This window comes from Aeromicrobium sp., assembly GCF_036676885.1.
Lineage (GTDB): Bacteria > Actinomycetota > Actinomycetes > Propionibacteriales > Nocardioidaceae > Aeromicrobium.
In genome coordinates, this window is sequence record NZ_JAKFCB010000314.1 from 1 (window position 1) to 13,994 (window position 13,994).

Sequence of the window (13,994 nt, forward strand, 5' to 3'; positions counted from 1 at the left end):
TACCCGGCGGCCTCGTTGAGTCCCATCGCCAGGCCTCGTTGCCTCGGGCCGACCAGGTCGATCTTCATGATCACGGTCGTGGACCAGGTCAGACCCTGGTTGATCCCGAGCAGCACATTCGCCGCCACCACCCAGCCCCAGCTGGGCGCCCAGATCAGCATCAACGGCACGGGAACCGCGAACAGCCAGCCGACGATCAACACAGGCTTGCGGCCGTAGCGATCCGACCAGGTGCCGGCAAAGTAGTTGGCGGCTGCCTTGCTGATGCCGAAGGCGACCACGTAGGTGAAGATGAAGGTGTAGCCGGTCAGGCCGAACTCGTCCTCGGCGAGAAGCGGCAGGACGGTCTGTTGCTGGCCGACCATGCCGCCGACCAGGGCGTTGATGGCGACCAGGAGCGTGAACTGGGCGGCGTTCGCCCGGAGCCCCAAGGTCACCGGGCGGGTCCGGCTCATGCGTCGCGCTCCAACGTCCGCCCGGTTGCCTCTGCCCAGTCCGTCGGTCCGCCGTCGAGGACCGCGACCTCGCGGTGGCCGGCGCGTGCGAGAAGGCTGGCGGCTCCCATCGCACGTTCGCCGTGGCCGCACATGACGACCGTTGGCCGCGATGGCACTGCAGCGGTACTGGTGGCGAGGTCGCCGAGCTCGACGTGGGCGGCGCCCGGGACATGCCCGGCGGTGAACTCGCTTTCCTGGCGGATGTCGAGCACCGCGGCGTCCTCGAGGCTCTCCGCCGAGACGAGCGGGATCGACCTGGTCGGCATCGCCGCGTCGGTCCACGAGGCCAGGCCGCCGGCGAGTTCGCCGACGATCTGGTCGTAGCCGACCTTGCGTGCCTGCCAAAGGATCTCGGCGGGGTCCTGGTCGGTGTTGCGCACGATCACGATCGGCCGGTCGTCCTCGACCAGCCAGCCCAACCAGGTCGCGAACACCGGCCGCAGCGGGATCGACACCGATCCCGGAACATGGGCCTGGGCGAAGTCGAGCACCGGACGCACGTCGACCAGCTGAGCGCCCTCGGTGGCCAGCCGGGCCACATCGCCGGCCGACAGCGGTCGCAGGGTGTCCCCGGAGACGGGCGCGGGTCCGCGGCGGTTGATCTCCCCGAGCCGCAGGAAGTACGGCGGGAAGCTGCCCAACGACGCCAGTAACTGGCTCACAAACGCGTCCTCGTTCTCGGCGCCGAGCAGGGAGTTGGTGGCGCGTTCGGCGCCGATCGTGGACGTGCGCTCCGTCCCGGGCGGCGCGGAGCAGAACGAGCCCGCCCCGTGGGTGGGCCACACCGCGACCTCGTCCTCGAGCTCCGCCAACCGCTGCAGCGACCGGTACTGCGCGCGAGCCAACTCATCCGTCCGATCCGGGGAGACCAAGTCGGTGCGGGCCGCGGACCCGACCAGGAGCGACCCGCCGGTGAACACGCCGAGCACCCGCGACCCGTCGACCACCTCGAACGCGAGGTGCTCATGGGTGTGCCCCGGGGTCGCCAGCGCCCGGAGCGTCAGGCCGGCGAGGTCAATCTCATCGCCGTCGACCAGCCCGCGGTGCGGGAACTCCCGGCTTCCGGCTCTCGCAGCCAGGACGGTCGCGCCGTCCTCGGCCGCGAGCCGGAGCGCGCCGCTGAGGAAGTCGGCGTGCAGGTGGGTGTCCGCGGCGTAGGCGACACGCAGACCTCGTCGATCCGCCGCCGCACGCAGCGCCCGCAGATCGAGGCTGGCATCTACCGCCAGCGCCCGGCCATCGCCGACGTCGAGCAGGTACGCCGAGTTGCCGAGCCCCTCGTCGACCAAAGAGATCACCTCGAGGGCAGCCACCGTATCTCCGGTCGCATTGTTGGAATCGTCCACGCCCAAACACTACGACATTCCACAGAATAATGGAATCGCGACCTCCCGACTCCTATTCGGGAGTGGGCATGGCCGCGCCGGCCGCGCCGATGACGCCGTGGACCGCGGCCCGGATCCGTGCCGCCGCCTGGTCGGGGTCGGGCTGGCCGGCGTCGAGCCAGGCGATGACGGCCTCGGTGGTGAGGGTGGGGATCAGCTGGGCGTCCCGCAATCCTGCGTCGAGATCGAGCCAGAAGTAGACCGTGTGCAAGGCGAGGGCGGCCTGTTGGGACGCGCGTCCGGTGCCGGCACGGACCCGGCATCCCCGTTGACCAGCCGGACCGTCCCGGCATCGATCGCGGCTCGCGGTTGCGGCGGTCATCGCCGACGAGGGTGGTCGCAAGAGAATCACTGAGTACTGTCTCCGCGTGGCGGTAGTTGTCAAGAAAACTCTTGAATATGCCTCCTGTCGAGTCGCATACTCAGGGCGTGGGTGAATGTTGCGAACCCGAGGGTTACGACGAGACGTTCAGCGACCGGTTCGCGCGGCGGATGGCACGCAGGTATCGCCGGCGTGGGTTGAGCCGGCCCGCACGCGCGATCGTTGCCTTCCTCACCGATCGTGGCATCGACGGTGCGAGCATCCTCGAGATCGGGGGAGGTGTGGGGGAGCTCCACGTTGAGCTGCTCCGACGCGGGGCAGCCGCGGCGACCAACCTGGAGATCTCCTCGAACTACGAGGTCGAGGCCGCGCAGCTGCTGGAGCTCACCGGTATGGCGGCGCGCGTGGAGCGCCGGTTCCTCGACATCGCTCAGGTGCCCGACGAGGTGGAGCGGGCCGATGTGGTCGTGCTGCACCGGGTCGTTTGCTGCTACCCGGACTATGAGCGGCTGCTTGGCGCCGCGGCCAGTAAGACCGGTCGGCTGCTGGTGTTCAGTCACCCCCCCCGCAACCTGGCAACCAGAGCAGTGCTGTGGTTGGAAAACACCGTGCGCCGACTCAAGGGCGACAGCTTCCGAGAGTTCTTGCATCCACCCGAAGGGATGCGGAACGTCGCAGTCGGCTCGGGATTGCGCGACACCTACCGGTGGCGCGGGTTCAGCTGGCGCGTGGTCGGGTTCGAACGTTAGCCAGCTCTACTTCGTGCCGACCCCGATGTTCAGGGGCGCTGTCAAGACCGCGGCGCCGTTGCCTCCGGAGCGCTCGCGGATCATGCCGTCGAGCACTTGGATGATGTCCTCGCGTTGCCGGTCGGTGAGGTCGGCGACGAGCATGCTGGGGATCGGGTTGCCGCCAAGGGTCCAGTCCCACAACTGCTGTCCGGTACGGACGGCGACCCGTTCCTGGTTGGTCGTGTCGATGGTGACGTCCCTCAGGCCTGCGTCGATCAGCCGCTGCCGCAAGACATCGGGGTCGGCGACCTGGAACTCGAGCATCGGTTCGTCCTCTGCCGGTCCTTCGAACTCGGGGACTACCGCCTGCACCGCACTGATGAAGACGTGCAGCGCCTCGAACTCGCTGGGGTCCCCGTAGGCGATGAGGAGCACGCGTCCGCCGGGCTTCGTCACGCGGACCATCTCGCGCAGCGCTTGGGCTTGGTCAGGAACGAGCATGACGCCGAACTGCGAGCCGGTCACGTCGTAGCTGTTGTCGGGGATGTCGAGGGCGTGGCAGTCCATCACGCGAGCCTCGGCGTCGAGCGCTTCGGCCGATGCGCGTGCGTTGAAGTGCTCGATCATCTTCGGGGACCAGTCAGTCGCCAGAACCTTCGCGCCGATCCGTGCGGCGGGAAGGCTCAGGCCGCCGGTGCCGGCGGCGACGTCGAGGAACGTGTCGCCTGCCTGCAGTCCCGCCAACCTGAGTCCCGCCGTTGCCAGCTCCGACTCACCTGGTGCGACGTGCTCGTCGTATAGAGCCGCGATCGAGTCCCACGCCTCGACGGGTGCTGTGTGCTCGCTCGGCTGCCCTGTCTCCTGCTGCAGATCTGTCATGTCCTGCTCCTATCGTGCGACGTTCCGATGGAGTCGAACGCTAGGCCGGTCAGGACCAGACGGCTTCGGTCAAACGATCCAGGACGCCGCCTGAGGGCATGGGTAGTTCTGTCTAGTCGGGCTCAGATGAGGCCGTTCTCGTACGCGTACGCGGTGGCCGCCGCACGGGAAGGCACACCGAGCTTGGCGAAGGTGTTGCTGACGTGGCGGGCGACCGTCTTCTCGGACAGGCCGAGCTGGCTCGCGATTGCCCGGTTGGTCTTCCCGGATGCGAGCAGGCGTAGCACCTCCACCTCGCGCTCAGTCAACCCACCGGGGCTGTGACCGTACGGCCGTTGCTGGAGTGCATCAAGCCGCTCGAGGTCCGGTGTAGCGCCCAGACGCTCAAAGACCTTCCTTGCTCCGTCGAGCTCCAACGCGGAGGTCTCCGCGTCGTCGACCGCACCGCACGCGAGACCGATCAGGACCTGGACGCGCGCGGTCTCATACGGGGCGTCCAGCTGGCGCCACGCCGATCCAGCAACGCGGAGGATCGGCAGGGCCGAGGCCGCCTCGCCGTCCGCCAGCAGGACGGCGCCGTCGGCCGTGGCGGCCACCGCGCGCAGGTACGGCGCGTCCAGCAGCTCCGCGATCTGGCCGAGCTCGTCGGCGCCGGCGCGGGCTGATGCCACATCCCCGACGGCGATCATGGTCTCCACGTACGCGGGCAGTATGCGGCACCGGGCAGTGGACTCCGTGGTCTCGTGCAGTGCGCGGCGCAGGACTCCACTCGCAACGTCGATGCGTCCTTGCGCCAGCCGGAGAAGCGCCAAGCCGGGTTCGGGTCGACGGCCGGACTCGTTGGCTTTGCGATAGGACTCCTCGGCTTCGACGTACTCGCCGCGCAGCCGCTGCAGCTCGCCGAGCTGATAGTAGGCCGATCCGAGCGTGTCCCAGGTGACCGGGCCGGACAGGTGATCGCACGCCTGCTGCGCAGCCGCTTTCGCTTCGGTCCAGGCTCCTTCCAACTCCATGAGCGCACACCGATGGACAAGGCAGTTTCCCCGGTAGGGGACGAGGTCGGGTTGGGAGTCGCACCAGCGGGTCAGAGCTGCCGTCCATTGCCTGGCTCGCTGCAGGTCGAAGAGGTCCGAGCAGCCGGCGATCACCGTGCAGTAGATGATTCCGGCGTACATCGGGGACACCTCGTCAGAGGTGACGCCGACCATGACCTCGTCCAGCAGGGCCATGCCAGGGGGGCCTTGGCCTTGCAAGAGCAGGCACATGCCCTGGCCGAGGCGTGACATTGCGACGAGGTCGAAGTCGTCGAAACGCTCGCCGACCGCGACGCTTTCGGTGAACGTGACCCGAGCGCCCTCCGGGTCCCCGCCCCACATCTGCACAAAGGCATTCCACGTGAGCAGCCAAGCGCGTTCGGCGCATTCGCCGCAGCCCTCGAGCACGCGCGCGCCGCGCGCGAACCATCCCAGCGCCGGTGCAGCCTCGCCACGGAACAGCAGGCACGACCCGATCGCAACGGCGGTCCGTGCCGCACGCAGCGGATCCCCCCGCTGGTCGGCCTCCCGGTGGGCGCGCGTCCACGCGCGCGTGGCTCCCTCGTCATCGCCCGACAGGTACGCGGCGACAGCAAGCTTCTCCAGGTCCTCCAGATCGAGGGCAAGCGAGGCATCCGCCGCCGCAAACCCCCTGCGCGCATCACCCCAAGAGCGCCCTGCGAAGGACGCTCGCGCCCGCTCGAGTTGGTCGCTCGTCACAAGTCCAGTGTGGTCTGTCTGGGTCAGCCTGTCGTGGTGGCGAGCAGGGAGATGCTCTTGACGCCGTACTTGGCGCTGGCGTTGCGGGCCTGGTCGGAGATGAACTCGTACGTGTTGACGCGGTGCTGGGCGATGGTGAAGCCGGCCGACTCGATGGCCTGGAGGTAGATCTCCTGCTGCGCGGCGCCCCCGATGCAGGAGGCCCACAGGTCGGCATCGCACACGATCGCGTCCTTCAGCTGCTGCTCGCTGATGATGTCGGCGATCGCCAGGCGTCCGCCGGGCTTGAGGACGCGGGCTGCTTCGGCGAACACGGCCTTCTTGTCCGGGCACAGGTTGATCACGCCGTTGGAGATCACGCAGTCGACGCTCGCATCATCAAGCGGGAGTGCCTCGATACGGCCTTCACGGAACTCCACGTGTGCGAGCCCTGCGTCGTCGGCGATCCGGCGGGCCTTGTCGAGTTGTTCCTGGGTGAAGTCGACTCCGTAGACGTGGCCGGAAGGTCCGACGAGACCGGCGGCGTAGAAGGCGTCCATCCCGGACCCGCTGCCGAGGTCAACCACGGACTCGCCCGGCTGGAGGTCGGCCAGGTCGAAGAAGTAGCCCACCCCGGCGAAGGACTCGACCGCGCCCGGAGGCACGTCGGCGAGCCGGTCGGCGTCGTACCCGGCGCGCAGTGCGACCGGTGCGCCGAGCTCGAAGTGGAACCGGTCCTGCGGCTGCTGGGCCACGTGCCGGTACATGTCCTTGACCTTGGCCTCGAGCTCTTCGGTGTTCACGGTCGCAGTCATGGTCGATACCTTCCGATGTCAAATTCAATGGTTCTCTTGAATAAGACTCCTGCCCTTAGGGTATTGTCAAGGGAAATCTTGAATATATTGAGGGCTTGGAGGTGACGACGTGGCGGATCACGGAGCAAAGGCGGCGCTGTACGACGCGCTCGCCGAGTCGGCCAAGGCGCTGGCCAACGGGCGCCGCGCGGAACTGGTCGATGTGCTCGCCCAAGGTGAGCGATCGGTGGAGGACCTGGCCGCGGAGATCGACCAGACCGTGGCCAACACCTCCCAGCACCTGCAGCGTCTGCTGCGCTCCGGCCTGGTCGAGTCCCGTCGCGAAGGCACCCGGATCTACTACTCGCTGTCTAGCCCCGTGGTCGGTGACCTGTGGCGCACCATGCGACGTGCCGCTCAAGAGCACGTCGCGGGCCTCGAGCAACTCGCGGCGGACTACCTCGGGGATCGCAGCAAGCTCCGCACCATGACCCGAGACGACCTGCGGGCGCGACTGCGCGCCGGCGACGTGGTCGTGCTCGACGTGCGCCCCGAGACCGAGTTCGCCGCCGGCCACATCCGCGGCGCGGTGTCCATCCCGATCACCGACCTGAAGTCACGCCTCGGCGACATCCCGGACGGCGCCGACGTGGTCGCCTACTGCCGCGGCCCCTACTGCGTCTACGCCGACGAGGCAGTCCGGGTCCTGACTCGAAAGGGTGTAGCCGCGGCCCGGCTCGAGGACGGGTTCCCCGAATGGGTCGAAGCACGCCTCCCCGTTTCCGGCGGCTGATCGGACCTGAGCGAAGCTAGCTGCCGGGTTCAGGCAACGGCGCCATCGCCTCGAGTGCGTCGAGGACCTGGGCGGCGGACTGCGTTCCGACCGGGTCCGCCGGCCACTGGAGCCATCGCACAGCGCACTGATGACCGGTCTCGGGCGCGCTGGTGGCTGCGCGGATGTACGAGACCCGACGCCACCCCTGATCTGTCAGCCTCCACTGGGTAGTGCCACCCCACAGCGACTGAAATCAAACCTTATTCAAGGTTTCTCTTGACAAAGCGAAGGCGCTGCGGGTTAATCAAGCAATGTCTTGAATAGGGGAGTGAATCTCTCCCCGACACACCCGAACCACGGCCGGGCCAGCCGACCGTCCATCCAGGAGGAAGCCATGACAGTGACAGCGAACCCGAACAAGGCACTGTGGGAAAAGGGCGACTTCACCCAGGTCGCCGAAGCGATGCGCGCCAGCGGGGAAGCCCTGGTCGCCCGCCTGGGCATCACACCAGGAACGAACGTGCTCGACCTCGGCTGTGGGGACGGCACCACCGCCCTGCCGGCGGCCCGACTCGGTGCGGAAGTGCTGGGGGTCGACATCGCCAGCAACCTGGTGGCGGCGGGCAACCAGCGCGCCGAGGCAGAAGGCCTGAGCAACTGCCGGTTCCAGGAAGGCGACGCCTCACACCTGGACGACCTCGCCGACGACTCCTTCGACCTGGTCGTGAGCATCTTCGGGGCGATGTTCGCCCCGCGCCCGTTCGATGCCGCCAAGGAGATGGTCCGGGTGACCCGTCCCGGCGGTCAGATCGTGATGGGCAACTGGATCCCGGGCGACCCGACCCTGGTGGCCCAGATCCTCAAGATCTCCGGCTCCTACTCACCGCCGCCGCCGGAGGGCTTCATCAGCCCGATGACGTGGGGCGTCGAGGAGAACGTGATCGAGCGGTTCGCCCAGGCTGGCGTCCCCGCAGACCGAATCAACTTCTCCCGCGAGACCTACACCTTCGAGTACCCGGCAGCGCCCACGGAGCTGCTTGCCACCTTCCGTGAGTACTACGGACCGACCATGAACGCCTTCGCCGCAGCAGATGCGGACGGCCGGACCGAGGATCTGCAGCACGAGCTCGCGGCGCTGTTCACCGCCCAGAACTCGAGCCCGGACCCCGACACCACGTCGATCCCGGCCACCTACCTGCAGGTCTCCGTGACCCTCTGACAGGGGTTCATCGATCAATCCCGCCACGCGAAGCACGACCGACACGAGGAGCACCAGTGACCGAACAACTGCAGCAGGACGACGTCGCAGTCCACCGACGCGGTGTCAGCATCGACGTCGACCAACTGTCCCGGCAGGTCCGGCTCCGCAACCGGAATCAGCTCACGCTCCTGGACGCCGTGTCGCTCTCGATGTCTGCTGGTGAGCTCGTCGCGATCGTCGGTCCCAGCGGCGCCGGCAAGACGACGCTGCTGGAGGCTGTGGCGGGCATCGCTCCGGCAACCTCGGGATCGGTGCGCTTCGACGGCGTCGACGTGTACGGAAACCTGAGCGCATTCCGCAGCGTGCTGGGCTACGTGCCCCAGGACGACATCATCCACGCCGACCTGCCCCTGGAGCGCACGCTCCGCTACGCGGCGCGTCTGCGGCTCCCATCGTCGACAACCGCGGCGGAGGTTGATCGCGCGGTGCGTGACGCACTCGACGCCGTGGGCCTGACGGACCAGGCCGAGGTGCGGGTGGGCTCGCTGAGTGGCGGTCAGCGCAAGCGCGCGAGCATCGCGGTCGAGCTGCTGACGGACCCGCACGTCTTCTTCCTGGATGAGCCAACGTCAGGCCTCGACCCGATCACCAGCTCCGAGCTGATCGGCCGCTTGCGCGAACTCGCCGACCGGTCGGCGACGGTCGTGTTCACCACGCACTCGGTCGACGACCTCGCCGCGTGCGATCGCGTCGTGTGCGTGACAAGCGGTGGACGACTCGGCTTCGTCGGGTCCGTGGATGAGGCGCTCGAGCTGTACGGCGTCGGCTCAGTGCATGAGCTCTACCGCCACCTGACAGATCCAGACGGCAATCACCATGCTGCCGTGACGGCCACGGCTGTGTCGTCGCCCGACGTACGTCACCCATCGGTGAACAGGCGACCGGTGGCGAGCGGGCTCACCCAATGGGGTGTCCTCACCCGGCGGACACTGGAGACGCTGGTGCGCAACCGCTTGACGCTCGCGATCCTGGTGGGTTCTCCGGCAATGGTCATCGGCATGTTCGCGATCCTCTTCCAGCCGGGCGCGTTCGACTTTGAGGACCCGAGCCCGAGCTCGATGGTGATGGTCGGCTTCTGGGTCGTCTTCGCCGCATTCTTCTTCGGGCTCACCTATGGCTTGCTGCAGATCTGCACCGAGCGAGCGATCCTGCGCCGCGAGTACCTCGTCGGCCTGCGGCTCGGGGCCTACGTGGCATCGAAGGTGACCGTCCTGGTGCCGTTCGTCCTGCTCGTCATCGTGGGGATGCTGGGCGTGCTACGGCTATTGGACCGCCTACCGAGTCGCCCGCTCTCCACCTACGCCTCGATCGCTGTCGGCCTGGCCCTGTGCTCGGTCGCGGCCCTCGGCCTCGGCCTGCTCACCTCCGCCTCGGTCGGCAACGTGCCCCAGGCCACCCTGGCTCTACCGATGCTGTGCTTCCCCGCCGTGCTGTTCTCCGGGGCGATCCTCCCGGTACACCTCATGCCGGGGACCGGAGCAGCCCTCAGCACCGTAATCCCGACCCGCTGGGCCTTCGAGGCCATCGGCAGCGACCTCGGGGCACGTCACATCCTCGCCGACGGCGGATCACCACTCGGGCCGCCGCTCCTTGAGTCCTACGGCGACGCGGGCACCCAGCCCATCGGCACCTACTGGCTGATCCTCGCGGGCTTCGCCGTCGTCTTCCTCGTCGCCACCTGGGCCGTGCTCGTCCGCACCACCCGCAAATCACAACGGTGAAAGGGCTACCCGGTGGGAGCCAGGAGCGGAGCGAGTGCCGCAAGAGCATCCATGGTCTCAGCTGCGGAGGGGGTGCTGGCCGGGTCCACTAGCCACTGCAGCATCAACCCATCGCACAGCGCGATGATGACCGAGGGGAGCGCCGCGAGGGCTGCCGGCACCTCCATGCCCTGCTCGGAGAAGGCCCGGGTCAGCATTTGGTTCCCCGCGTCCCGTCCGCGCGCGTAGCCGTCGGCCAGCCGCTCTCGCAGCACCGCCGAACGGATGGCAGGTGGGAACGCCTCCACGCAGGCGATGACCAGGGGACGGAGCTGCTCGAAGCTGTCGATCACGGCGCTGAGTGCGGACTCGAGCTGGACGCGTGGTGCCTCACCCGTGCTGCCTACGACCGACGCCTCGACTCGTGCGGCCCACGTGTCGAAACACTGCCCCAGCACCTCTTCGAGCAGAGCATCCATGCCGCCGAAGTGGTAGCCGATCGAAGCCAGATTCGCTCCGGACGCGGTGGCGACGTCGCGGGCAGTGGTATGGGCGTAGCCCTTGTCGCGCACCGACTCGAGCGCCCCGTCGAGCAGCTTCTGGCGGTTGTTCCGGCGCGCTGTCTGAGGGCTCACGATCGTAACTATACATCTGTGCAATACGAATGTACGGTTTCAGGGTGACTCAACTGACCACGACCAAGGCCGTCCTGCCTCCGGGCCTTCGCTTGCCGGACGCGCTGCAGGCGATCTTGTTGATGCGCTACCGGCCCACCGTGATGCGTCGGTTGCACAAGCGGCACGGCGATGTGTTCTCGGTGCGGATGCCGTATGGACCGCACGGGTCGATGGTCACCGTGGTCGCGCTGGCCAATCCCGAGGACATCCGGCAGGTCTTCGCCGGCAATGTCGCCATCTACCACGCGGGTGAGGGCAACTCGAGTCTGCTCGACGTGATGGGGGAGCACTCCCTGCTCCTACTCGACGAGAGCCAGCACGCACGCGCCCGCAAGCTGCTGACTCCAGCCTTCACCACCGGCGCCCTGAACGGCTACCGACCCATGTTCGCCGACCTCGCCCGAGCCGAGATCGCCGGATGGCCCGACGGCGAAGAGTTCGCGGCGATCGGACGCATGCAGGCCATCACCTTGGAGATCATCCTGCGCGTGGTCTTCGGGGTGACCGAACCCGAGCGGCTGGCCGAGCTCCGTCCACTGGTCATCAAGATCGCAAACCTCGACTTAGTGATGCTGCTCGCCTGGCGCTACCCAAAACTGCAGAAGCTGCCGCCGTGGCGAGGCCACGCCGCCGCGCAACAGGAGCTCGACGACCTGCTGTACGCCGAGATCGCGGAACGCCGCGCGGACCCGACGACCCCGGTCCGGGACGACCTGCTCTCGCGACTCCTTCGCCCCAGCGACGACGGCGACATGCTCAGCGACGCCGAACTCCGCGACCAACTGATCACCTTCCTCCTCGCCGGCCACGAAACCACCGCCACCGCCCTGTCCTGGGCACTGCATGAGCTGGCGCATCACCCCGAAGCCATGAGCCACGCGCAGCAGGCCGCCGACAATCCGAGCCACGAGGGTGACAAGTACCTCGAGGCCGTCGTCAAGGAGGCCATGCGGCTGCGACCCGTCATCTTCCAGGCCACCCGCACCCTCACCGAAGACACCAACGTGGCCGGATACCGGCTCCCTGCCGGTGTCGTCGTCTCACCCGCCCTCGGCCTCGTCGGACTCAGCGAGGCACTCCACGACGATGCCGGCGACTTCCGTCCCGATCGGTTCCTCGCCGCGAACCCGGCACCGAACACCTGGATCCCCTTCGGCGGCGGACCCCGACGATGCATCGGAGCCGCCTTCTCCCTCGTGGAGTCGGTCGAGATCCTCCGCGAGCTGCTCCGCGCGTACGAGATCGAGCCAGTCCGACGCCGTCCCGAACGCCTCCGCCCCCGGGGCATCATCAACGCCCCCAGCCACGGCAGCCGCATTCGCCTCAGTGCCCGCGCCTCCTAGAATCGCGTCGAGGAGGCAGCGTCATGACAGACCCCTCAGCGATCGACAAGCTGCTAGCGCAGGCCCGGCGCAACCTCGGCCGGGTGCCGGTCGAGGACCTCGCCGATGAAGTCGCCAACGGGGCGATCCTCATCGACATCCGACCACTCGAGCAGCGCCAGTGCGATGGGGACCTGCCCGGCGCCATCGTGGTCGACCGCAACGTCCTCGAATGGCGACTTGACCCGACCTCACCGCACCGGCTGCCTATCGCGACCGGCGCCGACGTGCGGCTGATCATCGTCTGCAACGAGGGGTACAGCTCGAGCCTGGCCGCCGCGACGTTGCACGAGTTGGGGCTCTCGTCCGCCACGGATCTGGTCGGCGGATTCCAAGCCTGGCGCACATGGTCAGCGCCTGGATGACCTACTGATTGCGGTGCTGAACGCGGCTCAGAGCGTCGAGGTTGCGTTGGTCGGTGTCGGGCCAACGGGCCGGTGTCGCGTGCTCCAGTGCATTCCATGATCCAACGCCATAAGTGGGACCTCCCGAGAGCGACGTGTGGGCCAGTTGTAGGCAAAGTCGGCATGGATGCGCTGGGACGTCGGTGGACGTCCGCGGAATCGAAATGTGCCTCTGACCTGCGGGTATACTGAAAGCTGAGCGTGGAGCGCGGGCCGGAATCGCCTGTAGGTATAACTCATAACCCAGAGGTCGCAGGTTCAAATCCTGCCCCCGCTACAAAGAACGAGGCCCGACCTGGGATATCCAGGTCGGGCCTTGTTGCTTTCGGCCGCCTCGGCTGTGCCTCGTTCATGCACAACCCGGCCGGTCCTGGCGTCGGCCGTCAACTGGCCCACATCGTCGGATCCGACGGTTTCAGCATCAGCATGCATCCGACTACCAGCCAGGCGATCGCGAAGGAGAGCGTCGGGCCGCTCGGAATGTGGCCTATCAACCCAGCCGACACGAACGCGCCCGGGCCGCAGACCAGGAGTAACCAGGCCCACGCGCGCGGCACGACCCGGCAGCGGAGCAGCGCGAGCCCCCATATGGTCACGCCGACGACCACGGCGAGTAGGCCCAGCACCTCGAGGGCGAAGCCGATCCCGTCGCCCCAGTAGTCGCCGGCGACGCCCACGGTCGTCGCGACCAGGCCGGCCATCAGCACCACGAAGCCGCGCTTCTCCAGGCGGCTGGAGGACGACGCGTGGGCACGGTGCAGGGCCACAACCATGGGCATGAACAACACGTACGCGAGGTTGTAGATCTTTCCGTACGTGGCGTAGACGTCCTCGCGTGACGCGAACGTGATCAGCGGATCGAGTCGAGGCTCGGCGGAGTCGAACCAGAACGGCAGGACGTCTTCCCCTGGATACGCGAGGAAGTAGGCAGTCGCGAAGGGCGGGGTCAGCACGATGGCAGTCAGCCCGCCGACGAGCGCGGCCGACCCGGCCCAGCGCATTCCTCGGGTGATCTGCATGCCGGGTCTTCTCCTGGTGAAAGGGGTCGCGCCGTGCTGTGGCAGCCGTGGCGACAGCATCCCAGACGAACGCGGACCTCGACGTCTTGCCCGACTAGCGCTTCGTCGCCCTGATCAGCCAGGCCGAGCTCGCCAGGAGGACACCCGCCTCGGTCTCGCCCTGCTCGAACACAGCCCGCAGGTTCGCCAGTGCCTGCGCCCGCCCGGCGTCGTCAAGGTCCTCCAGCAGACCCCGCACCATGCCGTTGGTGGAGAAGAAGGCGAAGGCGTCGTCGGCATCGGCGCCCAGGTCGACGGGCTCATCGACCGGGACCAGGTCGATGTCGTCGTACCCGGCGGCGCCGAAGATCGAACGCACACGGTCGGGGTCGGCGAGGGAGAACGGGTGGCCGGGGGCGTCCGGCGGGGGTGTCGGGAGGTCCCGGCCGAGGGCGA

At 67.9% G+C, this 13,994-nt stretch carries 14 protein-coding genes and 1 pseudogene; 6 read left to right on the forward strand and 9 right to left on the reverse strand.

Annotated elements, in window-relative coordinates:
• The 3 genes from V6M46_RS14555 to V6M46_RS14565 form a co-directional block, all read right to left on the reverse strand.
• Window positions 1-455, reverse strand: a 455-nt coding sequence (locus tag V6M46_RS14555) for an MFS transporter (protein ID WP_332666404.1), incomplete at its 3' end; no start/stop codon positions are given.
• On the reverse strand, window positions 452-1,843 hold the full coding sequence (locus tag V6M46_RS14560) for an MBL fold metallo-hydrolase (RefSeq protein ID WP_332666406.1): 1,392 nt from the start codon (window positions 1,841-1,843) through the stop codon (window positions 452-454). The genes V6M46_RS14560 and V6M46_RS14555, both read right to left, overlap by 4 nt.
• A gap of 52 nt (window positions 1,844-1,895) precedes the next feature.
• Entirely contained in the window at window positions 1,896-2,204 is a 309-nt protein-coding gene (locus tag V6M46_RS14565) for a hypothetical protein (protein WP_332666408.1), read from the reverse strand.
• Window positions 2,205-2,311: 107 nt separating this feature from the next.
• On the opposite strand from V6M46_RS14565, the gene V6M46_RS14570 reads away from it, so the two are divergent.
• Complete coding sequence (locus V6M46_RS14570) at window positions 2,312-2,953, forward strand: class I SAM-dependent methyltransferase (RefSeq protein WP_332666410.1); 642 nt, start codon at window positions 2,312-2,314, stop codon at window positions 2,951-2,953.
• A 6-nt stretch (window positions 2,954-2,959) separates the two neighbouring features.
• Here the strand turns inward: V6M46_RS14570 and V6M46_RS14575 are convergent, their stop codons facing one another.
• From V6M46_RS14575 to V6M46_RS14585, 3 genes are all read right to left on the reverse strand, one after another.
• Window positions 2,960-3,814: a class I SAM-dependent methyltransferase gene (locus V6M46_RS14575; protein WP_332666412.1), complete on the reverse strand. Its 855-nt coding sequence runs from the start codon at window positions 3,812-3,814 to the stop codon at window positions 2,960-2,962.
• A 122-nt stretch (window positions 3,815-3,936) separates the two neighbouring features.
• Entirely contained in the window at window positions 3,937-5,568 is a 1,632-nt protein-coding gene (locus V6M46_RS14580) for a LuxR C-terminal-related transcriptional regulator (RefSeq protein ID WP_332666414.1), read from the reverse strand.
• 23 nt (window positions 5,569-5,591) lie between these two features.
• The gene (locus tag V6M46_RS14585; RefSeq protein ID WP_332666416.1) at window positions 5,592-6,362 is read right to left on the reverse strand and encodes a methyltransferase domain-containing protein; all 771 of its coding nucleotides are present in this window, start codon (window positions 6,360-6,362) and stop codon (window positions 5,592-5,594) included.
• A gap of 109 nt (window positions 6,363-6,471) precedes the next feature.
• On the opposite strand from V6M46_RS14585, the gene V6M46_RS14590 reads away from it, so the two are divergent.
• From V6M46_RS14590 to V6M46_RS14600, 3 genes are all read left to right on the forward strand, one after another.
• Window positions 6,472-7,134 (forward strand): ArsR/SmtB family transcription factor, encoded by a 663-nt coding sequence (locus V6M46_RS14590; RefSeq protein ID WP_332666418.1) that lies wholly within the window; start codon window positions 6,472-6,474, stop codon window positions 7,132-7,134.
• A gap of 376 nt (window positions 7,135-7,510) precedes the next feature.
• Window positions 7,511-8,335, forward strand: a complete 825-nt coding sequence (locus tag V6M46_RS14595) for a class I SAM-dependent methyltransferase (protein ID WP_332666420.1) — start codon at window positions 7,511-7,513, stop codon at window positions 8,333-8,335.
• Between the two features lie 56 nt (window positions 8,336-8,391).
• Window positions 8,392-10,098 (forward strand): ATP-binding cassette domain-containing protein, encoded by a 1,707-nt coding sequence (locus tag V6M46_RS14600; protein ID WP_332666421.1) that lies wholly within the window; start codon window positions 8,392-8,394, stop codon window positions 10,096-10,098.
• A 5-nt stretch (window positions 10,099-10,103) separates the two neighbouring features.
• On the opposite strand, the gene V6M46_RS14605 is transcribed toward V6M46_RS14600, so the two are convergent.
• The gene (locus V6M46_RS14605; protein ID WP_332666423.1) at window positions 10,104-10,712 is read right to left on the reverse strand and encodes a TetR/AcrR family transcriptional regulator; all 609 of its coding nucleotides are present in this window, start codon (window positions 10,710-10,712) and stop codon (window positions 10,104-10,106) included.
• Window positions 10,713-10,756: 44 nt separating this feature from the next.
• Here V6M46_RS14605 and V6M46_RS14610 point away from each other — a divergent pair, with 44 nt between their 5' ends.
• Both V6M46_RS14610 and V6M46_RS14615 read left to right on the forward strand, forming a co-directional pair.
• Window positions 10,757-12,097: a cytochrome P450 gene (locus tag V6M46_RS14610; RefSeq protein WP_332666425.1), complete on the forward strand. Its 1,341-nt coding sequence runs from the start codon at window positions 10,757-10,759 to the stop codon at window positions 12,095-12,097.
• Window positions 12,098-12,120: 23 nt separating this feature from the next.
• Entirely contained in the window at window positions 12,121-12,501 is a 381-nt protein-coding gene (locus V6M46_RS14615) for a rhodanese-like domain-containing protein (protein ID WP_332666427.1), read from the forward strand.
• 422 nt (window positions 12,502-12,923) lie between these two features.
• Here V6M46_RS14615 and V6M46_RS14620 read toward each other — a convergent pair whose 3' ends face one another.
• On the reverse strand, window positions 12,924-13,559 hold the full coding sequence (locus V6M46_RS14620; RefSeq protein WP_332666429.1) for a hypothetical protein: 636 nt from the start codon (window positions 13,557-13,559) through the stop codon (window positions 12,924-12,926).
• Between the two features lie 94 nt (window positions 13,560-13,653).
• Window positions 13,654-13,994 (reverse strand): annotated as a pseudogene (locus tag V6M46_RS14625) (SAM-dependent methyltransferase); the annotation flags it as partial.